Origin of the sequence: Mesorhizobium sp. M0761 (genome assembly GCF_040320205.1) — a bacterium.
Classification (GTDB): domain Bacteria; phylum Pseudomonadota; class Alphaproteobacteria; order Rhizobiales; family Rhizobiaceae; genus Mesorhizobium.
This window is the reverse complement of the sequence record NZ_JAMYPF010000003.1, coordinates 76012-101934: the sequence shown is the minus strand read 5'-3', so window position 1 is coordinate 101934 and position 25923 is coordinate 76012. Positions and strand designations below refer to the sequence as shown.

Annotated in this window: 23 protein-coding genes; 14 read left to right on the top strand and 9 right to left on the bottom strand. The window is 63.6% G+C overall.

What is annotated here, in order from left to right; genetic code table 11:
* Nucleotides 1-11 precede the first annotated feature (11 nt).
* From NKI32_RS05790 to NKI32_RS05780, 3 genes are read left to right on the top strand one after another with little or no spacing between them, the layout of a single operon-like run.
* Nucleotides 12-1283, top strand: a complete 1272-nt coding sequence (locus NKI32_RS05790; RefSeq protein ID WP_023821480.1) for a beta-ketoacyl-ACP synthase — start codon at nucleotides 12-14, stop codon at nucleotides 1281-1283.
* Nucleotides 1284-1319: 36 nt separating this feature from the next.
* Entirely contained in the window at nucleotides 1320-2348 is a 1029-nt protein-coding gene (locus NKI32_RS05785) for a zinc-binding dehydrogenase (protein WP_023815478.1), read from the top strand.
* A gap of 4 nt (nucleotides 2349-2352) precedes the next feature.
* On the top strand, nucleotides 2353-3360 hold the full coding sequence (locus NKI32_RS05780; RefSeq protein WP_031198189.1) for a lipid A biosynthesis lauroyl acyltransferase: 1008 nt from the start codon (nucleotides 2353-2355) through the stop codon (nucleotides 3358-3360).
* 13 nt (nucleotides 3361-3373) lie between these two features.
* On the opposite strand, the gene NKI32_RS05775 is transcribed toward NKI32_RS05780, so the two are convergent.
* A complete protein-coding gene (locus tag NKI32_RS05775) occupies nucleotides 3374-3805 on the bottom strand; it encodes a L,D-transpeptidase (protein WP_023681747.1) in 432 nt (143 codons plus the stop codon).
* A gap of 223 nt (nucleotides 3806-4028) precedes the next feature.
* Between NKI32_RS05775 and NKI32_RS05770 the strand changes: the two genes are divergently transcribed.
* From NKI32_RS05770 to NKI32_RS05750, 5 genes are all read left to right on the top strand, one after another.
* A complete protein-coding gene (locus NKI32_RS05770; protein WP_353002201.1) occupies nucleotides 4029-5309 on the top strand; it encodes an acetylornithine deacetylase/succinyl-diaminopimelate desuccinylase family protein in 1281 nt (426 codons plus the stop codon).
* Between the two features lie 121 nt (nucleotides 5310-5430).
* Complete coding sequence (locus NKI32_RS05765) at nucleotides 5431-6906, top strand: ABC transporter substrate-binding protein (protein ID WP_023830566.1); 1476 nt, start codon at nucleotides 5431-5433, stop codon at nucleotides 6904-6906.
* A 334-nt stretch (nucleotides 6907-7240) separates the two neighbouring features.
* Nucleotides 7241-8188, top strand: a complete 948-nt coding sequence (locus tag NKI32_RS05760; RefSeq protein WP_023710755.1) for an ABC transporter permease — start codon at nucleotides 7241-7243, stop codon at nucleotides 8186-8188.
* Nucleotides 8185-9054, top strand: coding sequence for an ABC transporter permease (locus NKI32_RS05755; protein WP_353002200.1), 870 nt, complete (start codon nucleotides 8185-8187; stop codon nucleotides 9052-9054). Before NKI32_RS05760 ends, NKI32_RS05755 begins: the two co-directional genes overlap by 4 nt.
* On the top strand, nucleotides 9051-10673 hold the full coding sequence (locus tag NKI32_RS05750) for an ABC transporter ATP-binding protein (RefSeq protein WP_023751597.1): 1623 nt from the start codon (nucleotides 9051-9053) through the stop codon (nucleotides 10671-10673). Before NKI32_RS05755 ends, NKI32_RS05750 begins: the two co-directional genes overlap by 4 nt.
* A gap of 115 nt (nucleotides 10674-10788) precedes the next feature.
* Here the strand turns inward: NKI32_RS05750 and NKI32_RS05745 are convergent, their stop codons facing one another.
* Nucleotides 10789-11220 carry a TerB family tellurite resistance protein gene (locus NKI32_RS05745; protein ID WP_023688142.1) on the bottom strand — a complete coding sequence of 144 codons (432 nt, stop codon included), beginning with the start codon at nucleotides 11218-11220 and terminating at the stop codon, nucleotides 10789-10791.
* Nucleotides 11221-11416: 196 nt separating this feature from the next.
* Here NKI32_RS05745 and NKI32_RS05740 point away from each other — a divergent pair, with 196 nt between their 5' ends.
* Nucleotides 11417-12202 carry a TSUP family transporter gene (locus NKI32_RS05740; RefSeq protein WP_023707858.1) on the top strand — a complete coding sequence of 262 codons (786 nt, stop codon included), beginning with the start codon at nucleotides 11417-11419 and terminating at the stop codon, nucleotides 12200-12202.
* A 52-nt stretch (nucleotides 12203-12254) separates the two neighbouring features.
* Nucleotides 12255-12425 carry a hypothetical protein gene (locus NKI32_RS05735; protein ID WP_023670429.1) on the top strand — a complete coding sequence of 57 codons (171 nt, stop codon included), beginning with the start codon at nucleotides 12255-12257 and terminating at the stop codon, nucleotides 12423-12425.
* A 148-nt stretch (nucleotides 12426-12573) separates the two neighbouring features.
* Here the strand turns inward: NKI32_RS05735 and NKI32_RS05730 are convergent, their stop codons facing one another.
* Both NKI32_RS05730 and NKI32_RS05725 read right to left on the bottom strand, forming a co-directional pair.
* Nucleotides 12574-14049 (bottom strand): cobyric acid synthase, encoded by a 1476-nt coding sequence (locus tag NKI32_RS05730; RefSeq protein ID WP_353002199.1) that lies wholly within the window; start codon nucleotides 14047-14049, stop codon nucleotides 12574-12576.
* Nucleotides 14050-14051: 2 nt separating this feature from the next.
* Complete coding sequence (locus tag NKI32_RS05725) at nucleotides 14052-14660, bottom strand: dimethylsulfonioproprionate lyase family protein (protein WP_023670427.1); 609 nt, start codon at nucleotides 14658-14660, stop codon at nucleotides 14052-14054.
* A gap of 148 nt (nucleotides 14661-14808) precedes the next feature.
* On the opposite strand from NKI32_RS05725, the gene NKI32_RS05720 reads away from it, so the two are divergent.
* The 3 genes from NKI32_RS05720 to mmsB all read left to right on the top strand — a co-directional run bounded on the left by NKI32_RS05720 (nucleotide 14809) and on the right by mmsB (nucleotide 17330).
* Nucleotides 14809-15978: an isobutyryl-CoA dehydrogenase gene (locus NKI32_RS05720; protein WP_353002198.1), complete on the top strand. Its 1170-nt coding sequence runs from the start codon at nucleotides 14809-14811 to the stop codon at nucleotides 15976-15978.
* A 28-nt stretch (nucleotides 15979-16006) separates the two neighbouring features.
* Entirely contained in the window at nucleotides 16007-16375 is a 369-nt protein-coding gene (locus NKI32_RS05715) for a four helix bundle protein (RefSeq protein WP_353002196.1), read from the top strand.
* Nucleotides 16376-16445: 70 nt separating this feature from the next.
* The gene (gene mmsB / locus NKI32_RS05710; RefSeq protein ID WP_353002195.1) at nucleotides 16446-17330 is read left to right on the top strand and encodes a 3-hydroxyisobutyrate dehydrogenase; all 885 of its coding nucleotides are present in this window, start codon (nucleotides 16446-16448) and stop codon (nucleotides 17328-17330) included.
* A gap of 424 nt (nucleotides 17331-17754) precedes the next feature.
* On the opposite strand, the gene NKI32_RS05705 is transcribed toward mmsB, so the two are convergent.
* The 5 genes from NKI32_RS05705 to NKI32_RS05685 all read right to left on the bottom strand — a co-directional run bounded on the left by NKI32_RS05705 (nucleotide 17755) and on the right by NKI32_RS05685 (nucleotide 24028).
* Nucleotides 17755-19134, bottom strand: a complete 1380-nt coding sequence (locus NKI32_RS05705; RefSeq protein WP_353002193.1) for an aspartate aminotransferase family protein — start codon at nucleotides 19132-19134, stop codon at nucleotides 17755-17757.
* Nucleotides 19135-19186: 52 nt separating this feature from the next.
* A complete protein-coding gene (locus NKI32_RS05700) occupies nucleotides 19187-19300 on the bottom strand; it encodes a capsid protein (RefSeq protein WP_245265757.1) in 114 nt (37 codons plus the stop codon).
* 41 nt (nucleotides 19301-19341) lie between these two features.
* Nucleotides 19342-21399 carry a prolyl oligopeptidase family serine peptidase gene (locus NKI32_RS05695; protein ID WP_502897919.1) on the bottom strand — a complete coding sequence of 686 codons (2058 nt, stop codon included), beginning with the start codon at nucleotides 21397-21399 and terminating at the stop codon, nucleotides 19342-19344.
* Between the two features lie 111 nt (nucleotides 21400-21510).
* Complete coding sequence (locus NKI32_RS05690) at nucleotides 21511-22671, bottom strand: MFS transporter (protein ID WP_502897906.1); 1161 nt, start codon at nucleotides 22669-22671, stop codon at nucleotides 21511-21513.
* 181 nt (nucleotides 22672-22852) lie between these two features.
* Nucleotides 22853-24028: an MFS transporter gene (locus tag NKI32_RS05685; RefSeq protein WP_023818058.1), complete on the bottom strand. Its 1176-nt coding sequence runs from the start codon at nucleotides 24026-24028 to the stop codon at nucleotides 22853-22855.
* A 271-nt stretch (nucleotides 24029-24299) separates the two neighbouring features.
* On the opposite strand from NKI32_RS05685, the gene NKI32_RS05680 reads away from it, so the two are divergent.
* A complete protein-coding gene (locus NKI32_RS05680; protein ID WP_353002189.1) occupies nucleotides 24300-25877 on the top strand; it encodes a trimethylamine methyltransferase family protein in 1578 nt (525 codons plus the stop codon).
* The last annotated feature ends 46 nt before the right edge of the window (nucleotides 25878-25923 follow it).

Here is a 25923-nt window from a genome sequence, read left to right as displayed (position 1 = left end):
AGAGGTTCCGGATGGCCAATCTCAGAGATCACATGGGCAGGCCGATCGTCGCCGTCACCGGCATCGGCGTGGTAACCTCGCTCGGCGTCGGCAAGGCAGACAATTGGGCGGCACTGACCTCCGGCAAATCGGGCATCCACCCGATCACCCGCTTTCCCGTTGACCACCTCAACACTCGCATCTCCGGCATGGTCGATTTCCTCGACTCAAGCTCGAAAGGCGCCAGCCTGCTGACCTACGAACTGGCCGAAACCGCCGCGAATGAGGCGGTGGCCGAATCCGGCCTCGATTCCTCTGATTTCGGTGGCCCGCTCTTCCTCGCCTCGCCGCCGGTCGAACTCGACTGGCACGACCGCTTCGCGCTCTACAATTCCGACGGCAAAGGCGCCGGCGCCGAAAGGCTGCTCAGGGTGGCGCGCGGGCTGAAGGAAACAGATACGTTCGCAAGCACGCAGTTCGGCGCGATCGCCGACCGGCTGGCCGACCGCTTTGGCACGCGCGGCCTGCCGATCACGCTGTCGACGGCCTGCGCTTCGGGCGCCACCGCCATCCAGCTCGGCGTCGAAGCGATCCGCCGCGGCGAATGCGACCGGGCGCTGTCGATCGGCGCCGACGGTTCGGCAACCGCCGAGGCGCTGATCCGCTTTTCGCTGCTCTCGGCGCTGTCGACCCACAATGACATCCCTGAAAAGGCGTCAAAACCCTTCTCCAAGGACCGCGACGGCTTTGTGCTGGCGGAAGGCTCCGGCGCTCTGGTGCTGGAATCGCTTGAGGCAGCCCTTGCCCGGGGCGCCAGCGTTCTCGGCATCCTGCGCGGCTGCGGTGAAAAGGCCGACGATTTCCATCGCACCCGTTCCAAGCCCGACGGTTCGCCGGCGATCGCAGCAGTCCGCGCCGCCCTTGCCGATGCCGGCTTGAGCAAGGACGAGATCGACTACGTCAACGCTCACGGCACCTCGACACCGGAAAACGACAAGATGGAGCATCTGTCGCTGTCGACCGTGTTCGGCGATCGCATCGGCTCAATGCCGGTCTCGTCCAACAAGTCGATGATCGGCCACACGCTGTCGGCGGCCGGCGCCGTCGAAGCGGCGTTTTCGCTGATGACCATGCGCGAAAGCGTCATTCCGCCGACCATCAACTACGACAATCCCGACCCGGCAATCGTGCTCGACGTGGTGCCCAACAAGAAGCGCAATGCCGAGGTTCGTAGCGTTCTGTCGAACTCGTTCGGCTTCGGCGGCCAGAACACTTGCCTTGTCATGGCGCGGGAACCGGTCTAAGCGACCTTTTTCAGCCAGACTGAACTGACAGGCCCCATGCGCGCACTGCAACTTATCGAGGACCGCCGTCTTGAAACGGTGGACCTGCCGCCCCCGCCGCCCCCCGCATTGGGCGAAGTCACGCTGCGCATCAAGGCGGTGGCGCTGAACCATATCGACGTCTGGGGCTGGCGTGGCATGGCCTTCGCCAAGCGTAAGCTGCCGCTGGTCGTCGGCGCCGAAGCCTCCGGCGAGGTCGAAGCTGTCGGCCCCGGCGTCTCCAGCCTGCTGCCCGGACAATTGCTGTCGATCTACGGCGCGCGCACCTGCGGCCTTTGCCGCGCCTGCCGCGAAGGCCGCGACAATCTCTGCGAACATGTCTCGGGCGTCCACGGCTTCCATCTCGACGGCTTTGCCCAGGAGAAGATCAACCTGCCGGCGCGCCTGCTGGTCCCTGCTCCTCCCGGCGTGACCGATGTCGGCGCGGCTGTCGCCCCCGTCACCTTCGGCACCGTCGAGCACATGCTGTTCGACAATGCCAAGCTGCAGCCCGGCGAAACCATCCTCATCCATGCCGGCGGCTCCGGCATCGGCTCGGCGGCGATCCAGCTGGCCAAGCGCATGGGTTGCACCATCATCACCACGGTCGGTTCCAACGACAAGATCGACAAGGCCAAGGCGCTCGGCGCCGACCATGTCATCAACTACCGCGACGATCGTTTCGAAGGGGTCGTGCGCAAGCTCACCAGGAAGAAGGGCGTCGACGTCGTCTTCGAACATGTCGGCGCCGACACCTTTGCCGCCTCGATGCTGTGCCTCAAGCGCGGCGGCCGCCTGGTCACCTGCGGCTCGACCTCCGGCGTGTCGACGCAGATCAATCTGATGCAGCTGTTCCAGCAGCAGCTGAAGCTGCTCGGGTCCTTCGGCTGCCGCATGGAGAACATGGCCAACGCCATGCAGAAGATGGCGGCGGGACAGGTAGCACCTGTTATCGACACCGAGGTCGGCTTCGACGGCATCGACGCCGCGCTGAAGCGCATGGAAGGCCGCGACGTGTTCGGCAAGATCATCCTGCGCGTTTCTTAGGACTATGGTCGGCAAGGTGTTCAAGAAAGCCCGCCGGGACTTCATGTTCCGCTATGGCAGGCGGCTGCGCCAACTGGAGCACTGGCTGGTTGCGCGTGCGGCGATGACGATCATTTCGCTGCTGCGCCTTTTGCCCGCCGACAGCGCGCTCAATTTTGCCGACCGCGCCGCACGCCGCATCGGTCCGTGGGTCGGGCGCCACCGTGTCGCCATCAACAATCTGCGCCTTGCCTATCCCGAAAAGAGCGATGTCGAGATCGAGGCCATCGCCTCCGACATGTGGGGCAACATGGCCCGGCTCGCCGCCGAATACATCTTTCTTGACGCCCTCTTCGACTATGATCCGAACGCAGCGACGCCCGGCCGCGTCGAAGTCGGTGGCGCCGATCATTTCCATCAGATAGCTGGCGAGGACAAACCGCATATCCTGTTCACCGGCCATCTCGGCAATTTCGAGCTGCTGCCCGTGGCAGCCGCGACGTTCGGCATGAAGATCACGGCGCTGTTTCGTCCCCCGAACAATCCTTACCTCGCCGATTATATCCATTCGACGCGGCGTTCGAGCATGGGCGCCTTGCTGCCGTCTTCGACCGGCGCCTCCTTCGCGCTGGCGTCGATTCTGGAGAGAGGCGGCAATATCGGCGTTTTGGTCGACCAGAAATTCTCCAGCGGGCTGGAGACGATCTTCTTCGGTCGCCCGTGCCAGAGCAATCCGGTTCTGGGCATGCTCGCCCGTCACTATGATTGCGACGTCTATCCGGCGCGATGTGTGCGGCTGCCAGGCAACCGCTTCCGCCTCGAGATCGAGGACAAGCTGACCTTGCCGCGCAATGAAAGCGGCAGCGTCGATGTCGCGGCCACCACCCAACTGCTCGCCGACGTGGTCGAGCGCTGGGTGCGCGAGGATCCGGGACAGTGGATGTGGTTCCACAAAAGGTGGGAAATCTCGGGCCGGCGTCGCCGCCGGCGCGGACAGGCCAACGCCACCGGCCAGGGGCAGCGTCAATCTTAAGTCGTCGAAAGCCTCAGTTCGTCACAACGATCCGCGTATTGCCGAAGCCGACTTCGCGCACCATCGCATAGAACATCGCGGCATTGGCGGTGTGCAGCCGCACGCAGCCATGCGATGCCGGACGCCCTAGCTGCCTGACCGCGCCGGTGCCGTGGATGGCGTAGCCGCCATGGAAGAACACCGAGTAAGGCATTGGCGACATGTGGTATTTCTTCGAATACCACATCCGCGCCGTGCGTTGCGGCCGATAGGTGCCGCGCGGCGTGAAATAGCCGCTGCGGGCGGTCGACACGCTCCAGCGATAAAGCACCTGGCCGTATTGGCTGACGGTCATGGTCTGCGACGAGACGTCGATGCTGGCCACCAGCGAGGCAGCCCTGCTTTCGATGGACGTGCCGAACAGCATCGCCGCAAAAGCAGCTGCCATGAGTACGATTTTAGTCATGAGATCAAACCCCTTTGATGCCCCTTGCCTGCCCTGTCATCACGCGGTTTTTCATCTTTTTAACGACAGGTGAGTGATCTAACACACACTCCTTGATAAATTCGCCAATCTAAAGCAGCGAATTTGAACGATTTTCCCGCCATAGTTGCCGCTGCGACACGAAGTTTCGGCGCCAGTGCCGCGATGCTTGCAAAACCACCCCCTTGCCTGCTCAAATCCGGGAATGAACGAACGACTCTTCAAAGCGATAGACGCCCGTGTTGATGACCTGGTCGCACTGACCGCCGACCTGATCCGCTTCCCGACCATCAACCCGCCTGGCGAAGCCTATCGCCCCTGCGCCGAATATATCGGGGCGCGCCTAGGCAGGCTTGGCTTCGAAACCGAATTCATCCGCGCCGAAGGCACGCCCGGCGATACCGACCGCTATCCCCGCGTCAATGTCGTCGCCCGCTTCGACGGCCGCTCGCCTGGGGCCTGTGTCCATTTCAACTCGCACATCGATGTGGTCGAAGCCGGCGAAGGCTGGAGCGTCGATCCCTTTGCCGGCGTGGTGAAGGACGGCAAGGTCTACGGCCGCGGCGCCTGCGACATGAAAGGGGGCATGGCCGCCTCGATCATCGCGGCGGAAGCCTTCATGGAGGTTTTCCCCGACTTTCCTGGCGCCATCGAAATCTCCGGCACCGTCGATGAAGAGTCCGGCGGCTTCGGCGGCGTCGCCCATCTGGCGAAGCTTGGCTATTTCTCGAAACCCAAGGTCGACCACGTCATCATCCCCGAGCCGCTGAACAAGGATCGCATCTGTCTTGGCCATCGCGGCGTCTGGTGGGCGGAGATCGAGACCAAGGGCGAGATCGCGCATGGCTCGATGCCGTTCCTCGGCGACAATGCGGTGCGCCACATGGGCGCCGTGCTGCAGGCCTTCGAGGATGAACTGTTTCCGGCGCTCGACCGCAAGGTGACGCGCATGCCTGTCGTGCCCGAAGGCGCAAAGCGCTCGACCATGAACATCAACTCGATCCATGGCGGCCAGACCGAGGATTTCCGCCCCGGCCTGCCCTCACCCAACGTGCCCGACGCCTGCCGGCTGACCATCGACCGCCGCTTCCTGCTCGAGGAGGACCTTGCCACGGTCAAGAGCGAGGTGACCGATATCCTCGACCGGCTGAAACGCGGGCGCAATAAGTTCGACTACGAGATTCGCGACCTGATGGAGGTGCTGCCGCTGATGACCGAGCGCGATGCGCCAGTGGTCAAGGCGGTGGCGCAAGGCATCATGGCGATCTTCGACCGCGAGCCGGATTATGTCATTTCACCAGGTACTTACGACCAGAAACACATCGCCCGCATCGGCCACATCTATGATTGCATCGCCTATGGCCCGGGCATTTTGGATCTCGCCCACCGGCCCGACGAATGGGTCGGTATCTCTGATATGGTGGAGTCGGCCAAGGTGATGGCGATCGGGCTCAATGTGCTGCTCAGGGGCACGGCCGCGGGCTGAACCATCGACTTCGCTGAAAAAACATTCCTCCCCGCGTCGCTGCGGAGCACGAAACGCAATTTACTCCACCTCGAAATCACGCTTCTATCGCACAAGGGTTCGAGCATTTGGGAGTTGCACGATGAAATTGTGGAAAACCATTCTTGCCGCCGCGGTGCTGGCACTGGCCGGCAGTCAGGCATTTGCCGCACGCACCGACCTGGTGATCGGCATTCCGCTCGAGCCGCCGCATCTCGATCCGACCGCCGGTGCTGCCGCGGCGATCGACGAAGTGCTCTACGCGAACGTCTTCGAGGGCCTGACCCGCATCGGCCCGAATGGCGAAGTGCTGCCCGACCTTGCCGAGAGCTGGGCCATTTCCGACGATGGCAAGGTCTACACCTTCAAGCTGCACACCGGCGTCAAATTCCATGACGGCAGCGACTTCGACGCCGGCGACGTGAAGTTCTCGCTCGACCGCGCCCGCGCCGACAATTCCGTAAACGCGCAAAAGGCCCTGTTCGCCGCCATCGATACGGTCGAAGTCGTCGATCCGGCAACGGTCAAGGTGACGCTGAAGAACCCGCAAGGGTCGTTCCTTTACAATCTGGGCTGGGGCGACGCCGTGATCGTGGCGCCGGAGAGCGCCGACACCAACAAGGAAAAGCCCATCGGCACCGGCCCGTTCAAATTCCAGAGCTGGGCCAAGGGCTCGTCGATCACGCTGGTGAAATCGGACACTTACTGGGGCGCCCCGGTGTTCCTCGACAAGGCCGAGTTCCGCATCGTTCCCGACGCCGCCGCCGCCGTGCCGGCGCTGCTCTCCGGCGACATCCAGGCTTTCCCTTTCTTCGATCCCGACAGCGTCGCGCAGGTCAAGGACGATCCGCGCTTCAAGGTGGTGATCGGCTCGACCGAGGGCGAGACCATTCTGGCGATCAACAACAAGAAGCCGCCTTTCGACAAGCTCGAGGTGCGGCAGGCAATTGCCTTCGCGCTCGACCGCAAGGCGATCATCGACGGCGCCTCGGCCGGCCTCGGCGTGCCGATCGGCTCGCACATGTCGCCGGCCAGCAAGGCCTATGTCGACCTCACCGGCCTCTATCCGCACAATGTCGACAAGGCCAAGGAGCTGCTGAAGCAGGCCGGCCTGGAGAACGGCTTCAAGGCGATGCTGAAACTGCCGCCGCCTTCCTATGCGCGGCTTGGCGGCGAGATCATCGCTTCGCAGCTGCGCGATGTCGGCATCGACCTGGAAATCATTCCGGTCGAATGGGCGCAGTGGCTGGACCAGGTGTTCACCAAGAAGGATTACGACCTGACCATCGTCTCCCACACCGAGCCCAACGACATCGATATCTACTCGCGCAAGGACTACTACTTCAACTACGACAACCCCGCCTTCGACAAGATCATCGCCGAGCTGAACCTCACCTCCGACGACGCCAAGCGCAACACGCTGCTCGGCGAAGCACAGAAGATCCTGGCCGACGACGCCGTGGTCGGCTTCCTCTATGAACTGCCGAAGGTCGGCGTCTGGGACGCCAAGCTGCAGGGCCTGTGGGAGAATGCGCCGATCCAGGCGAATGATCTGACCAAGGTGAAGTGGACGGATTGAGGCGGCGGGCCAAAGGGCGGCGTTTGCGCTCCGTCACACCCCCCTCTGCCCTGCCGGGCATCTCCCCCGCAAGGGGGGAGATCGGGCTATCATCTCCGCTTTCGCCTATCGCGAACGTTGAACGCTGGTCGACGACACGGAAACTGCTGATCTCCCCCCTTGCGGGGGGTGAGGAGCGGTCCGCGCAGCGGACGGAAAGCCAACTGCTTGGCTTTCCGAACAACGAACGCCCGAAGCGACAGCGAAGGGCCGGGTCCGGCAGGACAGAGGGGGGTGTGACAGAACGCTGCCTTTGTTCAGTCATCGCACTTGGCAACGCACCATTCCCTCCACCATGACCGCCTACCTCCTCAAACGCCTCGCCATCGCCATCGCAACCTTGATCCTGGCCTCGATGGTCGTCTTCGCCGTGCTCGAAATCCTGCCCGGCGATCCGGCGCGGCTGATGCTTGGCCTCAACGCCAGCGCCGAGCAGGTCGAACTCCTGCGCAACCAGATGGGCCTCAACGCGCCGCTTCTCCTGCGCTACCTCCACTGGGTCGGCGGTCTGCTCAGCCTCGATTTCGGCCGCTCCTACACTTATTCAGTGCCGGTCATCGACCTTGTCCGCGAGCGCATGGCGGTTTCCCTGCCGCTGGCGCTGATCGCGCTGGCGCTGTCCACCATCATTGCCATCCCGGTCGGGCTCTATTCCGCCAGCCGGCGCGGGCGGGCCGGCGATACGATCGCCATGGGCGCCGCCCAGCTCGGCGTTGCCATCCCGAACTTCTGGTTCGCGCTGATGCTGATCTACCTCTTTGCCGTCTGGCTGCGGCTGGTGCCGGCCGGCGGCTTTCCCGGCTGGAGCGCCGGCGCCTGGCCGGCGCTGAAATCGCTGCTGCTGCCGGCCATCGCCCTCGCTCTGCCGCAGGCGGCGATCCTGGCGCGCGTTGCCCGCTCGGCGCTGATCGAGGTGCTGAACGAGGACTATATCCGCACCGCCCGCGCCAAGGGCCTGCCTTACCGCGCCGTGCTATGGCGGCACGCGCTGCGCAACGCGATGATCCCGGTTCTGACCATTCTGGGCCTGCAATTCGCCTTCCTGCTCGCCGGCACCATCATCATCGAGAACGTCTTTTATCTCCCCGGCCTCGGACGGCTGGTGTTCCAGGCGATCACTCAGCGCGACCTGATCGTGGTGGAAAGCATCGTCATGCTGCTGGTCGTCGCCGTCATTGCCGTTAACCTCGTCGTCGACGTCTCCTACGCCATCGTCGATCCGCGCCTTCGAGGCCGGCAATGACGCTGCACATCGACATCCCGCAGGAGACGTTGGGCAGCATTCTGGCCAAGGCCTTCCGCAACCGCTCCTTCCTCATCGGCTTCGCCATCACGGTGCTGGTGGCTGCAATAGCGGTCATCTCCTACGTCTGGACGCCCTACGACGTGACCAAACTGGTGATCTCGGACAAGACGCTCGCGCCCTCTGCGGCGCACTGGTTCGGCACCGATCATTTCGGCCGCGACATCCTGTCGATGATCATGGTCGGCGCCCGCAACTCGATCGCCGTGGCGCTGGTCGCGGTCGGCATCGGCATGGGCGTCGGCGTGCCGCTCGGCGCCTTCGCCGCGGCGCGCGGCGGGTTGGTCGACGAGGCGCTGATGCGGCTGAACGACCTCGTCTTCGCCTTCCCGGCGCTGCTGTCGGCGATCATGATCACCGCCATCTTCGGACCGGGCGCGATCAACGCCATCATCGCCATCGGCATCTTCAACATCCCGGTGTTTGCGCGCGTCGCCCGCGCCGGCGCGCTGGCGATCTGGCCACGCGAGTTCATTCTCGCCGCGCGCGCCGCCGGCAAGAGCAAGACGCAGATTACAATCGAGCACGTGCTGCCCAACATCGCCACGCTGCTTCTGGTGCAAGGCACCATCCAGTTCGCGCTCGGCATTTTGGCCGAAGCCGGTCTCTCCTATGTCGGCCTCGGCGCCCAGCCGCCAATGCCGAGCTGGGGCCGCATGCTGTTCGACGCGCAGACGCGCATGGTGGTGGCGCCTTGGATGGCGATCTTCCCCGGCATGGCCATCGTCATCACCGTGCTTGGGCTCAATCTGCTCGGTGACCGCATCGCCGACATACTCGACCCGAAATCGCGGCGGCAGCGATGAGCCTGCTGCAGATCGAGAACCTGTCGCTGGCCGTCGGCGACACGCCGATCCTGAAAGGGGTCGAGCTCTCCGTCGCGCCCGGCGAGGTGATGGGCCTGGTCGGTGAATCCGGTTCCGGCAAATCGATGACGGCGCTGACCATCATGCAGCTTCTGCCGCATGCGGCGCGCGCCGCCGGCCGCGTGACCTTCGACGGCATCGATATTCTGGCCGCAACCGAGGACCAGATGTGCGCGCTGCGCGGCGACGACATCGGCATGGTGTTCCAGGAGCCGATGACGGCGCTCAACCCCGTCAAGACCATCGGCGAGCAGGTCGCCGAAGGCATACGCTGGCACACTAGGGCAAGCCGTGCCGACGCCGAAGACCGCGCGCGCAAAATGCTCGACCGCGTTGGCCTGCCGGAGGCCAAATTCCCGCTGTCGCGCTATCCGCACGAACTGTCGGGCGGCCAGCGCCAGCGCGTCGTCATCGCCATTGCCTGCGCATTGAAACCCAAGCTGCTCATCGCCGACGAGCCGACCACGGCGCTCGACGTGGTGCTGCAGGCGCAGATCCTCGACCTCTTGCGCGGCCTTGTCAGCGAAAACCGAATGGGCCTGCTGTTGATCTCGCACGATCTCGCGGTCGTCACCGAAATGGCCGACCGCATCACCATTCTGCGCCATGGCGAGGTGATGGAAGCCGGCGACACCGCACGCACGCTGTCGGAACAGCTGCATCCCTACACGCGCCAGCTGGCGCTGGCCTCCATGCACGTGCCCGCGCGCGCCAAGGTTCACGCCGCCGGCCAGGGCAAACCGCTGCTTGAGGTCGAAGGCGTGACACGGGACTATCCGGGCCGGCGCACCTCCCTGTTCAAGTCAGCGGCTCCGATCCGCGCCGTCGACGACGTGTCCTTGTCGCTGGCGCCGGGCCAATCGGTGGCGCTGGTCGGCCGCTCCGGCTGCGGCAAGTCAACGCTTGCCCGCATGATCCTGGCGCTCGACAAATCGACATCGGGAACGATCCGCTTTCGCGGCGAGACCATAACCGGCAAAAGCGAGGCGGAGCTCAAAGCCGCGCGGCGCGACATGCAGGTCGTGTTCCAGGATCCCTACGGCTCTTTCGACCCGCGCCAGAAGGTCGTAAAACTGGTCGCCGAGCCGCTGCATGTACTGGAGACGAAGCCGACACCGGCCGAGCGGCGCGAGATGGTGGCGCATGCGCTGCACGAGGTCGGCCTCGGCACCAGCGACATGGACAAATATCCGCATGAGTTTTCCGGCGGCCAGCGCCAGCGCCTGTCGATCGCCCGCGCCATCATCACTAGGCCGAAGCTGGTCGTCGCCGACGAGCCGGTCTCGGCGCTCGACGTCTCGATCCGCGCCCAGATCCTCGATCTGTTCGCAGAGCTCAACCAGAAGCTCGGCATCGGCTATCTCTTCATCACCCACGATTTGACCGTCGCCCGCGCCATCACCGATGAGGTGCTGGTCATGCATGACGGCAGGATCGTCGAGCGCGGCAAGACCGGTGACGTGCTCGATCATCCGCAGTCGGAGGCGGCCAGGGCGCTGGTCGCGGCTGCGCCCGATCTGCATCGGGCGATCGCTCACCGTATGCAGGAACAGGGGTAAGTGACCGGTTCGCGCAGCGAATTCATCGTGCCAGTGGCACGATGAAAGGTCACAAACGCTGGGACGCTGCGAAGCAGCGGGGACCCGGCTGGGCGGCCGTTGCCCCTGGTCTGCCTCACTCCTCCGGCTTCACCACATCGACCGGGCTGATGTCGAGCAAATCGAGCGTGCGGCGCAACAGCCGCACTTCGCTCTCGGCCAGTTTGGAATCGGCTTTGGCGATCTCCGCCATGTGGAGCGCCAGCAACTTGCGCCGTTCGACATCGAGATCGCGGAACAGCGCAATGGCTTGCGAACCGTTGGTCTCGTAGCCGAAATCATTGAGATATTCGATGACCGCGTCGATGCTGGTTTCCGGGATGCCGAAGGCGTCCTTGCAGATGCGCCGGAAGGCGACCATCTCGCTCTCCGAAACCGAGCCGTCGGCCAGGATCATGCGAAACAGCATCAAGAGCTCCGCCGACAGCACAGGGTCGTCGGCAACCTTGCGCACGCCGGGGTCACCATCGAAGATCGAGCGTATCTGGTCGAGCAATGCCATCGCCAACAGTGTCCCTTTCCCGAGCCCGCCCAGCGCACATGACCCAAAACTGCGCAGCGGTACTGAGATAATGACATGCACCACAGGAAATCCAAGCGCAACGCGCTTGGATGGACGTAGCGCGGAATCGGCCTTGCGCAAACCGGATGGCCATGAGAAGGCGCGGCACCACCTTTCCCGCCGGAATGTTCAGAAAATCCCGATGCTCGACCTCGCCACCCAGACCGTCATCATGCTTGCCTTGGCCGCTTTTGCAGCCGGCTTTGTCGATTCGATAGCCGGCGGCGGCGGGCTGATCACCATCCCGGCCCTGCTGCTTGCCGGCTTCCCGCCGGTCGCAGCACTTGGAACCAACAAGCTGCAGGGCATTTTCGGCACCGCTTCGGCGACCATCCACTACGCCATGAATGGCCATGTCGATCTGCGCCGACAGCTGCCATCGGCGCTTCTGGCCCTTGCCGGCAGTGCCGTCGGCGCCTTGCTGGCGGCATTCGTGCCGGGTGATCTCCTGCGAGCGCTGCTGCCGCTGCTTTTGATCGCCATCGCGATCTACTTCGCCGTGAAACCCAACATGAACGATGTCGACCGCGCCGAGCGCCTGTCGCACTTCCTGTTCGGGCTGGTCATCGCCCCTTTGGTCGGCTTCTATGACGGGCTGTTCGGGCCGGGAGCCGGCTCCTTCTATATGCTGGCCTTCGTCAGCCTTGCCGGCTTCGGCGTGCTCAAGGCGACGGCACACACCAAGCTGCTCAATTTCGCCTCCAACATTGGCGGCTTCATCGTCTTTGCCGTCGCCGGCGTCGTCTACTGGAAGATCGGGCTGATGATGGGCGTCGCCCAGTTCCTCGGCGCCCGGCTCGGCGCCAGCCTTGCCATCCGCATCGGCGCCCGGCTGATCAAGCCGCTGCTGGTGATCATCTGCCTGTCGCTGGCGGTGAAGCTGCTGGCCGACCCGGCGAACCCATTGCGCCAGCTGATTGGTGTATAAGCCTCACGCCTGATAGAGTGCCGTTGTACGAATCATGTTGGAGGGACCACACATGAATCTTAGTGCACCCACTCAGCTTGTTTTCATCATATCCCTAGTCATCGCCATCATCGGCGTGCTCGCCGCGCTTGGCGTTCTTGCGTTCATTCCTCTGGCTGCGGTGTGGATTGTCCTCATCGCATACATCGTGCTTGCCGCCGCCTGCCTGATGCGCGGCGCCTAGGCATCCGCGACCTCTGCAATTCGAAGCGCCCGGTCAAAAGCCGGGCGCTTTTGCTTTGGATGCATGGTCTGTTAGGGTCTTCCGCGGAAGGATGGCCATGAAGCGAAGCGGACGCGCAGACCCGAGGATGGCGAAACGGTGGACGGTCCTACCTTGCTAACCCAAAAATCGCATCGCACTCAAGATGGCGCTCCAGCTCGGTGGCGATCTCGTCCAGCGCTTTTTCCACGTCCGCGCGATAGTCGATGCCGCCGCCTTTCACGCCGAGGCTTTCCAGGAATCTCGCCCGGAAAGCGTCGGCGGAAAACAGGCCGTGCAGATAGGTGCCAAAAACCTTGCCGTCGGCGGAAATCGCACCGTCGTCGATGCCGTTGATCACAGCCGACGGCCGCGCCATGTCCGGCCCGGTGGTGCGGCCGAGATGAATTTCGTAGCCCTCGAGCGCCAAGCCGAACGGCACTGAGCGGGCGCTGACATTGCGCACCGTCTTTTCCGGTTCCATTACCGTCTCGATGTCGAGCAGGCCGAGTCCCTCGGCCTCGGTGACACTGCCCTCGATGCCATCGGGATCGCGCACCAGGCGGCCGAGCATCTGGAAACCGCCGCAGATACCGACGATATGGCCGCCGCGTTTGCGGTGCGCGAGGAGATCGCGATCCCAGCCATTCTCGCGGAACTTCATGAGATCCCCGATCGTCGATTTGGAACCGGGAATGACCACCAGGCCGGCATCCTCCGGCAAGCGCTGCCCCGGCGGCACGAACACCACTTCGACCTGCGGCTCGGCCTTGAGCGGGTCGAGGTCGTCGAAATTGGCGATGCGGCCAAGCATCGGCACGGCGACCTTCAACGCCCGCTTCTCGCCCGATGCCAGGCGTTCGAGCACGACCGAATCCTCCGAAGGCAATCGCGCAGCCGCCTTCAGCCACGGCACGACGCCAAAGCAGCGCCAGCCGGTGAAGCTTTCGATCGACCGGATGCCGTCGTCGAACAGCGAGACATCGCCGCGGAACTTGTTGATGAGGTAGCCGACGATCATGCGCCTGTCTTCCTCCGGCAGGATCAGATGCGTGCCGGCGACCGAAGCGATGACGCCACCGCGGTCGATGTCGCCGACCAGGATGACCGGCACGTCGGCGCGCGTGGCAAAGCCCATATTGGCGATGTCGCGGCTGCGCAGGTTGATTTCGGCCGGCGATCCGGCGCCCTCGACGACGACCAGATCGGCGCCCTCACCGACCTTCGTCCAGGACTCCAGCACGGCGTCCATCAGCCCCGCTTTCATTGTCTGGTAGTCGCGCGCTCGCGCCTCGCCGAACACCTTGCCCTGCACGATCACCTGCGAACCGATGTCGCTCTGGGGTTTGAGCAGCACCGGATTCATATGCACAGTCGGCTGAACACCACACGCCAGCGCTTGCAGCCATTGCCCACGGCCAATCTCGCCGCCGCCGGGGCGGTCGTCGCCCGGAATGTCGGCGACGGCAGCATTGTTCGACATGTTCTGCGGCTTGAACGGCCTGACTTTCAGCCCGCGATTCCTGGCCGCGCGGCAGAGCCCCGCCACCAGCACCGTCTTGCCGACATCCGAACCCGTGCCTTGCAGCATGATCGCCTTGGCCATGCTCAGCCCCTGCCCTGCGCGCCGGAAACGGTCGATTTCTGCGCCAGCGGCCCGCCGCGCCAGATGTAGAGCGCCAGCAACGCTTCGCTGCCGGTGCGCATGGCATGGCTGACATTGGAGGCGTGATGGATAATTTCGCCCGCCTGGCGGGTGTGAAAGCCGCCTTCGCCCATGCGCCACTCGGTGCCGCCGGTCAGCGGAATGTAGATCTCCTCGGCAATGTGATGATGGTCGGGATAGGTGATGCCGGGCCCCAGGATCAGCAATCCGGCCGCGACCTCTTCATTGGCGAAATGGCCGCGCGTGCCAAACACCTCCAGCCAGCCGTATTTCTGCAAGAACGCTTCACCAAAATCGCTCGCGTTGTAGGTCTGCCCCCAGCACAGATCGTCACGACGCTCCGCCAGCAGTTGCACCAGAGGCTGCGGGTCCGGCGGCGCCAGTTCGACAATGCGGTCGAGCAGACCAAGGCAAGGCAGCGGATGCGCTTCGAGCACGCGCGCCGTCATATTCCAGCCGATCCGGGTCACGGCGTCCCGCACCAGCGCGTTGTCCACGCCCCGGAGATAGGCATGGAAGCGGTCGAGCAATTCGTCGAAATATGTCGGCACGCAATGCTCCGTTGATCCATTCATGCACAGCGGCTGCGCGGCGAGCCGGGTTGCGCGGCGGCATCATTGGTCTAGATTGAGCGGCGCGCAAAGCCAAAAACAACAGGCCAGCAAGCCAACCCCAGCTGGGGAACACAGGGAGCACGCCATGGACGCCGCGGTCGATGCGAGCACCAGTCAGTTCGAACTCAATGAGGAGCAGCGCGCCATCCAGGAGATGGCACAGGCCTTCGCCGCCGATCGCGTTGCGCCCAATGCGCTCGAATGGGACCGGGCAAGACACTTTCCCGCCGATGTAATCCGCGAGACCGGCCCGCTTGGCCTTGGCGGCATCTATGTCAGGGACGATGTCGGCGGCTCGGCGCTCGGCCGGCTCGACGCCGTGCTGATCTTCGAGGCACTGTCGCACGCCGATCCGGCGTTTTCCTCCTTCATCTCTATCCACAATATGGCGGCGTCGATGATCGACCGCTTCGGCGACGACGAGCAGCGCCAACGCTTCCTGCCGAAGCTGACCTCGATGGAATGGCTGGCGAGCTACTGCCTGACCGAGCCGGGCTCAGGCTCGGATGCCGCGGCGCTGAAGACGCGCGCGGTGAAGAGCGGCGTCGACTATGTGCTTAACGGCGCCAAGCAGTTCATCTCCGGGGCCGGCGACAGCGACCTCTATGTCGTCATGGCGCGCACCGGCGCCGACGGGCCGAAAGGCATTTCCACCTTCGTCGTGCCGAAGGATGCGCCCGGCCTGTCCTTCGGCGCCAACGAGCACAAGATGGGCTGGCACATGCAGTCGACCCGCCAGGTGATCTTCGAGGACTGCAAGGTGCCGGCCGCAAACCTGCTGTCGGGCGAAGGCGCCGGTTTCGGCATCGCAATGGCCGGGCTTGATGGCGGCCGCCTCAACATCGCCGCCTGTTCGCTCGGCGGCGCGCAATCTGCGCTCGACAAGGCGCTGTCCTATACCGCCGAGCGCAAGGCTTTCGGCTCGAAGATCAACCAGTTCCAGGCGCTGCAGTTCAGGTTGGCCGACATGGAGACCGAATTGCAGGCAGCGCGGATCTTTCTCTACGCCGCCGCCTCGAAACTCGACCGCAAGGCGCCGGATGCCGGCAAATGGTCGGCGATGGCCAAGCGCTTCGTCACCGACATCGGCTTCAACGTCGCCAACGAGGCGCTGCAGCTGCATGGCGGTTATGGCTATCTTCATGATTACGGTATCGAAAAACTGGTGCGCGACCTGCGCGTCCACCAGATCCTCGAAGGCACCAACGAGATTATGCGCGTGATTATCGCGCGGGCGTTGATCGGACGGCAGTAGGCAGTAGGCAGTAGGCAGTAGGCAAAGGATGACCGGCAAGATCAACTCGTACAAGGATCTTATCGTATGGCAGCAGGCGATGGATCTGGCTGTCAGCACCTACTCATTGACCAAGACATGGCCCAAAGAGGAATTGTATGGGCTGACCAGCCAAATCCGCCGTTTAGCAACCTCTATCCCTGCAAACATCGCGGAAGGCTATGGCCGAGACAACCGAGGCTCCTATCAGCAATTTCTCAGGACAGCCCAAGGCTCGCTGAAGGAGTTCGAGACACACCTCCAAATCGCTCAACGCATTGGCGTAGCCACGCATGGGCAAGCTGAGCACCTGCTTCTGGCGGCCGAGGCCATCGGAAAGATGCTTCGCCAACTTATTATCAAACTCGCACCCGAATAGGTCGCCCTACTGCCTACTGCCTACTGCCTACTGCCTACTGCCTACTGCCTACTCATCATGGAGCACCGCTATGACCACTGTCGCCTTCATCGGCTTGGGTAATATGGGCAATCCGATGGCTGCCAATCTCGTCAAGGCGGGGCACGCGGTGCACGGCTTTGACCTGATGCCGGAAAACCTCACCGTCGCCCGCGAGCATGGCGTCATTGTCATGGCGAATGCCGTGGCGGCGGTGAAGGACGCCGATGTCGTGATCACCATGCTTCCCGCCGGCAAGCACGTGCTCTCGGTCTACGAGGACATCGCACCCAAGGCCAAACCAGGCGCCCTGTTCATTGATTCCTCGACCATCGATGTCGAGTCGGCCCGCAAGGCGCATGCCGTAGCAAGGAAGCACGGACTGCATTCGATCGACGCCCCGGTCTCTGGCGGCACCGGCGGGGCTGCCGCGGGCACGCTGACCTTCATGGCCGGCGGCACGAAGGACGCCTTCGCAGCGGCCGAACCAATTCTCAAGCCGATGGCCGGCCGCATCGTCCATTGCGGCGACGACGGCGCCGGTCAGGCAGCCAAAATCTGCAACAACATGATGCTCGGCATTTCGATGATCGGCGTCGCAGAGGCCTTCGTGCTGGCCGAAAAGCTCGGCCTCTCGCATCAGGCCCTGTTCGACGTTGCCTCGACCTCGTCGGGCCAGTGCTGGTCGCTGACCACCTATTGCCCGGTGCCAGGTCCCGTGCCGGCCTCACCCGCCAACCGGGATTACAAGCCGGGCTTTGCCGCGGCACTCATGCTGAAGGACCTGAAGCTGGCGCAGGAGGCGGCCCAAAGCGCCGGCGCGGTGACGCCGATGGGGGCCGAAGCGGCCCAGCTTTATGCGCTGTTCAACGCCCAGGGAAATGGCGGATCGGATTTTTCCGGCATCATAAATTTCCTTCGCGGCAGTTCTCTATAAGTTTCGAATTTGGCAGCGCTTTTCTCGATTTTTATTGCGCGGAAAAATTGCAAATTTAGATTTGCTTAAGCTCTCGATAACCCGGCGGTAACGATGTGCCTATATAAGGGATGGCGAGGCGGACATATCGCATCCGCCCGGCGCTCCGGATCAGGTCTCGCGTACCGGAGCCCGTAAGTTTCGCAAGTGTATTGTTGGCGAAATGCCATGCGTATCTGGCAAAGCCGCGTTCCGATGGGGCGCGGTTTTTGCGTTTTGCAGTACTATACTGTTCGGTCTGAATTATATTCCGATTGCAGCGTTCGGAATTGCCTGATGGTCTTCATTGACCAGCACGATCGGTGCGCTGACCCCTTCGACCCTGACGATAAGCAGGCGCACAGTCCGGGCGCCCTGATAGCAAGGCGTCCGGCTGTCGTTCCATCTACTTCTTGCGCAAATCCGCTTGCGCCAGATCCAGCGCTTTGGCGATGCGATCGCAAGCCATGTCGATCGTCGCGCGGGTCCAGATCAGCGGCGGCGACAGGATCATCGTGTCGCCGGTGGCGCGCAGCATCAGGCCTTGGGCGATGGCGTGGTCGCGAATGGTGACGGCGGCACTGCCCGCCGGTAGGAAGCGCTCCTTGGTCGCCTTGTCCTTGACGATCTCGATCGCGCCCATCAGCCCGATCGATCGCACCTCGCCGACCAGTTCGTGGCCGGCAATGCGCTCTTGCAGCGCCTGGGCGAAGTAAGGTCCAGTGTCGTTCCTGACCCTGTCGACCAGGCCTTCTCGCTCTATGATCTCGAGATTCTTCAGCGCCACCGCGCAGGCCACCGGGTGACCCGAATAGGTATAGCCGTGGTAGAATTCGCCGCCCTTTTCGACCAGCGTCGCCGCGATACGGTCGCCGACCAGCAGCGCCGACAGCGGCTGATAGCCAGAGGTCAGTGCCTTGGCCGTGGTGATGGTGTCGGCTTCGACGCCGAAGGTCTGCGCCGCAAACCATTCGCCGGTGCGGCCATAGCCGGTGATGACCTCGTCCAGCATCAAAAGCACATCGTATTTGCGGCAGATTCGCTGCACTTCCGGCCAGTAGCTCATCGGCGGTATCTTCACCCCGCCCGCCCCCATCACCGGCTCGCCGATGAAGGCCGCGACCTTGTCGGCACCGGCTTCGAGGATGGCGTCCTCGACGGCCTTGGCCGCGCGCAGGCCGAAATCATGGTCGCTTTCGCCGGGCAGCGCCAACTCATAAGCATAGGGCATCATGACATGGACGATGTTGGGAACCGCCCCGCCGAGCTGCTTGTGCATCAAATCCATGCCGCCCAGCGACGTCCCGGCGACGGTCGAGCCGTGATAGGCCGACTTGCGCGAGATGATGCGGTTCTTCTCCGGCTTGCCTTCCAGCACCCAATAGTGGCGCACGAGCCGCAGCGCCGTGTCGTTGGCCTCCGAGCCGGAGGAGCCGTAGAAAACCTGGCTGATGCCCTTGGGCGCCAGCTCGGCCAGCTTCTTCGACAGCAGCACGGGCGTCGGCGTCGAGCATTTGAAGAAGGAATTGTAGTAGGGCAATTCCTTCATCTGCGCGTAAGCGGCGTCGGCCAGCTCGTCGCGGCCATAGCCGACATTGACGCACCACAGCCCGGCCATGCCGTCGAGTATTTCGGTGCCGTCGGCATCGTAGATGAACGGGCCGTTGGCGTGGGTGATGATGCGCGAGCCGGTCTCGCGCAATTCCTTGTGGTCGGTGAAGGGATGCAGATGATGCGCGGCGTCAATCTGCTGAAGCTGCTTCAGCGAATAGTTCTGGTAAGTCATGGGTTTGCTCTTTCCTCTGGAATCAAACCGGCAAGCTGCCGGGGCGACTTCGTCAGAGGACGGCGGGCGGCGAATAGCCGATGCGAGCGCACAGCCTGAGCAGTTCGGCGCGCAGCGTGCGCGGCGACGGTGTCACCGCGACCCCGAAGGCGCCGGATGTGCTCATGTAGACCATGGCGGCAGTCTATGCCGCCCGAGGCCCGAAATTCAAGCGGTGCCGCTCAATACCCTTTGCAGGAACACGTATTTCATGGCGGTTTGCGCCGCTTGCGGCCGGCGGTCGCCGCGCCCGCCATGGCCGCCTTCCGTCTCCTCGAAGAACAACGTCTTGCCGTGACCTGCTTCCTGCAGCTTCGCCGCCATCTTGCGGGCATGGCCGGGATGGACGCGGTCGTCGGCGGTTGATGTCGTGAGCAGCACCGGGGGATAGACGGCATCGGCCGAGACATGATGGTACGGCGAATAGGCGGCGAGCCACTTGGCTTCTTCCGGTTTTGCCGGATCGCCATATTCGCCGACCCACGAGGCGCCTGGCGGCAGTTCGGTGTAGCGCAGCATGTCGAGCAGCGGCACCTCGATGATGACGGCGCCGAACAGTTCGGGATGCTGCGTAAGGGAAACGCCGGTAAGCAGGCCGCCATTCGAGCCGCCCTGGATGCCGAGGGAAGCAGCCGTGGCGATGCCGCGCCTGACGACGTCCTGCGCCACCGCGGCGAAATCGTCGAAGGCAGTCTGGCGATTGCCCTTCAGCGCCGCCTGGTGCCAGGCCGGCCCAAACTCACCGCCACCGCGGATGCAGGCCTGCACATAGGCATTGCCCTTCTCCAGCCACAGCCTGCCGCGCACGCCGGCATAGCCGGGCAGCAGCGGTATTTCGAAGCCGCCATAACCATAGAGAAGCGTCGGTACCGGACCCTTCTGGTCGCGCCGCCTGACGACGAAATACGGGATCATGGTGCCGTCCTTCGAGCGCGCCTCGAACTGTTCGGAGACCAGCGGCGCGGCGTCGAACCGCGCCGGCTGCGATTTCACGGTGGCCAGCGTCACCCCGTCATCGTCCGACCAGATGATCGAACTCGGCGTCAGGAAATCGGTGAAGGAGAAGGAGACGCTGGAACCGAAATGCTCGGCATGCGCGATGCCGACATTGCCGTTCTCGGGCAGCGCCACCGGCTTCAGCGACCAGCGGTCGCCGCTGCGCTCGGCGATAACGACCTTGCCGCGCACATTGTCCATCAGATTGATGAACAGCCGGTCCTGAGTGCGGGCAATGCCGGCGACCGAAACACGGTGCGCTGGCGCGAGCATGGTTTCAACAGGGCCCAGGTCGCCGGTGTCGATCCAGTGTTCGAAATCGAAGGAATAGAGGGCGTCCGGCAAGCACTCAGTGCCGCCCGGCGCCGTCCATGGGCTGCGCACCCCGAACACGAACCGGCCCTTGAACAGCGCGGTGTCGGTGACATCGTCCGGCAGCGGGATGCGCCGGTTTTCGCCCGACGGCAGGCGCAGAAAACTGTGCGAGGAGAAGAAGGCGATCGTGCGGGCCAGAAACAAATACTGCCTGTCGCCATCATGCTCGACCCCCGCGCCGGCCGCGAGATCCTGCTTCTCGGCCTCGAAGATCGGCGTCGCCTCCTCCAACCGGGTGCCGCGCTTCCACAGCTTGACGACGCGCGGATAACCGGACTGGGTCTTGTCGTCTTCATTGAAGGCAGCCGAGACAATGACCGTGTCCTTGTCCAGCCAGGAAAAGCCGGATTTCGAGGCGGGAGCGCGGAAGCCGCCCTCGATGAATGATTTGGTCTCGATGTCGAATTCGCGCATCTCGCTGGCATCGCCGCCATCCGGCGACATCGCCACCAGGCAAAGGTTGAAATCGGGGTAAAGGCGGCTGGCGCCGCTGAACACCCACTTCACCCCCTCCTTGGCCGACAGCACGTCGAAGTCGATGATCGTCTCCCACACAGGCTTCTCGGTCTTGTAGGAAGCAACCGTCGTGCGGCGCCAGAGGCCGAGCACATTGGTCTTGTCTTGCCAGAAATTATAGACTTGGCCGTTGAGCGCGGCACCGGCCGCAATGTTGTCCTCGGCCGTCATCAGGTCGAGCGCCGTCTCGAAGGCCGCCTGGTAGGACGGATCGCCCTGTAGTTCGGCCACGGTGATCTCGTTCTGGCGATGCACCCAGTCGAGCGATTCCTTGCTGGTCCGGTCCTCCAGCCAGAGGAACTTGTCCTCCGCGGTGGCATCCGTCTGGCGTTTTGTCATCGATTGGGTCACGCATGGTCTCCAGGCTAGTGGCGGGCAAGCCCTGCCTACATCGCGTTGCAAGCGGTTTTATTCAAGATGGTGACGTCAGGTCATCGGGGGAATGCGGCCTCAAACCATCCGCCGGCGCAGGACCGTGGCCACAGCCAGTGCCAGACAAATCGTGCCCAGCGTGATCGGCAGGCCGGAGGCGCCGATCACATCCATGACGCCACCCGCCAGCGGCGGCACCACGATGCCGCCGATGCCCCACATCAGGGAGAAGGCGGCATTGCCGGCGACCAGCGCCGAGCCGGTAAAGCGCTCGCCGAGCTCGATGATCGACATGGTGTAGATGCCATAGGAGACCGCGCCCCAGATAAAGACGCAAGGCCAGATCAACGGCGTCTCGATCAGCAGCGGCAGCAGCACGCAGCCCAGCACAGTCACCACGACGCAGACGAATCGCACTAGCCGCGCCGTCAGCCGTTCCGCCAGCAAGCCGAGCGGCACCTGCATGGCGATGTTGCCTGCGATCATCACCGACAGCAGCGCCGACATGCGCGCTTCCGCGATGCCATAGTGCGTGCCGTAGACCGGCAGCAGCGCCAGCACGCCCTGTTCGAAACCGGCGGCAACGACCACCGCCGACAGCAGTAGCCATGCCAGTGGCACGAAGCCCATGACCGAAACCCGGCGCCCAGCTTCGTCGACCTTCGGCAGTCGCGGCAGCACCAGCGCGAGGCAGGCGCCGCAAAAGATGAAGGCGGCGATCCCCACCAGGAATGGCGGCCATCCCACGGTGCCGACAGCGAGCAGGCAGAGCGGCCCGGCAGCGAAGCCGGCCGAGATGATGGTTGAATAGACACCCATGACGCGACCGCGGCGCGATGGCGGCGCCAGTGCAATGACCCAGATTTCGCTCAAGACATAGAGCGGATTGGTCACCACCCCGATCAGGAAGCGCAGCGGAAACCACAGATAGACATTCTGCGTCCACCCGATCAGCGCCAGAACGATCGCCGAAAGCGCCGCGCAGGTAAGCGCGGTGCGCCCTGCCCCGAACCGGCGCGCCAGTGCCGGGATCAGCGGCGACGAGACAATGAAGCCGATCGGCGTCATTGCCGCCGAGAGCCCGATGATGGCCGGCGAAACGCCTTGGCGTTGCAGGATGAAGCTCAGCAGCGGATAGGACAGGCCTTGCGCGATGGCGAACACCGAGACGGTCGCGATCACGCCGCTGATCGCCGCCCACTGCATCTTCTCGTTGTCAGCTTCCGCCAGGTTCATCATTGGGACCTAAACCAGATTCAGGACTAGCTTTTCTGTCCGACGCGGGTAAGCCCCGCCCCGGGAAAAACCGTTTGCTCCAGACAAGGCCTGTCAGGAGTTTTTGGGCTTGTCAGGAGTTTTTGGGCCTGTCAGGAGTTTTTGGGCCTGTCAGGAGTTTTGGCCTGTCAGGAGTTTTGGGCCGTCAGGAGTTTTGGCGCTTGAACGATCGATAGAGCGCGAAGCTCACCAGCAGCGCGTCGAGGCCGGCGATCACCACCGGCAGACCGAGCGGACCGATGGTTTGCATCAAGGCACCGGCGCCAGGTGGGCCGACAATGCCGCCGGCGCCCCACATCAATGCGAAGGCGGCGTTGCCGGCGACCAGCACGGTTCCCCTGAAGCGGCTGCCGAGCTCCACCAGCGCCATGGTGTAGACGCCGTAGCCGACAGCGCCCATGACGAGAAGGACGAGCCAGATCGCCGGCGTCGTGATCAGCAACGGCAGCAAAACCGCGCAGGTCGTTGTCGCCAACGCACAGAAGATGATCATCGCCCGCCCGCCGAAACGCTCGGCCAGCAGGCCGAGCGGGATTTGCAGGAAGATGTTTCCCAGCGACAGTGCCATCACCAGGGCCGCCAGCGTCCTTTCGGGCAGGCCATAGGCAGCACCGAAGACCGGCATCAAAGCGTAGGTGCCCTGCTGGACCGCCGCCGAAACCAGCACGGCAAACAACAGCGCCGGCGCCAGCCTGGCGAAACCGAAAAAGCCGCCCGGCAATTGGCCGTCATCCTCGAAGCCGGCGAGGCTTGACGAAACAGCACGAAGGATCGCGGCGCACAGGATGAAGCCGGCCATGCCGACCAGGAAAGGAACCCAGCCCGATATCCCTACCGCGGTCAGGACCAAAGGCCCCGCAGCATAGCCAGCGCCCAGCACGGTGTTGAATGCCCCCATCACCCTGCCGCGGCGCGACGGCGGCGCCAGCGACAGCGCCCATACTTCGCCCAGTATATAGAGCGGGTTGATGACGATACCGATGATGAAGCGGATGACGAACCAGCCCACCCAGTCCTGCAGGTAGCCGATGCCGAGGAAGCACAGCGCCCCAATCAATGAGCAACCCACAGCCAGGTTGCGCGCGCCGACCAGCCGAACGGCTGCCGGCACGAACGAGGCCGAAAGGATCAGACCAAGCGGCATCATCGCTGCCGACAAGCCGATCAGCGCCGGCGACATGCCTTGCTTCTGCATCAGCAGCGTAAACAGCGGCGAGCTCAGCCCTTGCGCCGCACCGAACATCGCGAGGGCGGCAGTTACGCCGGCAAGCGCTGCCCATTGCGTCCCCGCTTCGCCATCGCTCGAACCGGTCGCAGCCATGATGCCTTCCACATGAATTGCCGGCCCATCCAGCGGCAAACCACTGAGCTAGCGGTTCGATTTAGGGAAAGGAAGGGCCGCGCCTGAAATCCCCTTGCGCCAAGAGCCGCAGTGGGCGCGTCCTGTCCGCCAATCCCCGGCAAGGTTGTCAGCTATCGGACTGCCGTTCGGGCATGTCGCTTCCCTCGTCCTAGTGGTCGCCGCCTCCGCAATGGTCGGATAGCCGCCGGTCCATTATGCCGCCCGCTACCAGCATCGTACGAGGACCATCATGACCGCCGCCCTGCATCCAGCCGAACCGCCTTTGGCAACCGACCGTGCCCGTCGCGGTGGCCGTGCGGGCAAGCGCGCCGGCGGCTCGGCCGCCTTCGAACAGCCGGCTTTTCGGCAACTGAGAAATCCGCTGACGCCGACCAAGCTGGTCTCTGACGACGAGCTGGAATCGATCCACCTCACCTCGCTGCGCGTCTTGAGGGAAATAGGCGTCGACGTACTGCATGACGAAGCGCGCCGCATCATGAAGGAAAATGGCGCTGATGTCCGCGAGGGCAGCGAGCGCGTGCGCTTCGACAGCGACATGATCCTCGATCTCATCTCCAACTGCCCGTCGGAATTCACGCTCCATGCCCGCAACCCGGCGCACAATGTGCGCTTCGGCGGCAACAATGTGATCCTGTCGATGATGGCGTCGGCACCGAACTGCTCCGACCTCGATCGCGGCCGCCGTCCGGGCAACCAGCAGGACTACCGCAACTTCCTGCGTCTGGCGCAGATGCACAACATCCTGAACTGCACCGGCGGTTATCCGGTCGAGCCGACCGACATCCATCCTTCCGTGCGCCACCTCGAATGCATCCGCGACCTCGCCACGCTGACCGACAAGGTGTTCCACATCTATTCGCTCGGCAAGGAGCGCAATGTCGACGGCATCGAGATCGCCAGAATCGCCCGCGGCATCAGCCATGAGCAGATGCTCGAAGAGCCATCCGTCTTCACCATCATCAACACCAATTCGCCGCTGAAACTGGATGTGCCGATGATGGAAGGCATCATCCAGATGTCGAGCAAGGGTCAGGTCGTCGTCATCACGCCCTTCACCCTGTCCGGCGCGATGGCGCCGGTGACCATCGCCGGCGCGCTGGTGCAGCAGAATGCCGAGGCGCTGTCCGGCATTGCGTTCGCCCAGATGGTGCGCAAGGGCGCGCCGGTTGGCTATGGCGGCTTCACCTCGAATGTCGACATGAAGTCAGGCTCGCCGGCCTTCGGCACGCCTGAATATATGAAAGCGCAGCTTGTCGGCGGCCAGCTTGCCCGCCGTTACAAAATCCCCTACCGCACCTCCAACACCTGCGCCGCCAACACCGTCGATGCGCAGGCAGCCTATGAAAGCGTGTTCTCGCTGTGGGGCGCCATCCAGGGCGGCGGCAATCTGATGATGCACGGCGCCGGCTGGCTCGAAGGCGGCCTGCGCTGCTCCTATGAGAAGACCATTCTCGACATCGACCTGTTGCAGATGGTGGCCGAATTCCTCACCCCGCTCGACCTGTCCGACGAAGCGCTCGGCTTCGACGCCATCCAGTCGGTCGGCCCCGGCGGCCATTTCTTCGGCACCCAGCACACGCAGGACCGCTACAAGACAGCCTTCTACTCGCCCATCCTCTCCGACTGGCGCAATTTCGAAACCTGGGCCGAAGCCGGATCGCCGACCGCGCTGGAAAAGGCCAACAAGGTCTGGAAGGAGCGGTTGGCATCCTACGAGGAACCCTATATGGACCCGGCGATCCGCGAAGAGCTCAACGACTTCGTCGAAAAGCGCACGTCCGAAGGCGGCGCGCCGACCGATTTTTGATCGGCAAGCAACTGGCGGCATCCTGCCAACCGACACACCTGATTCA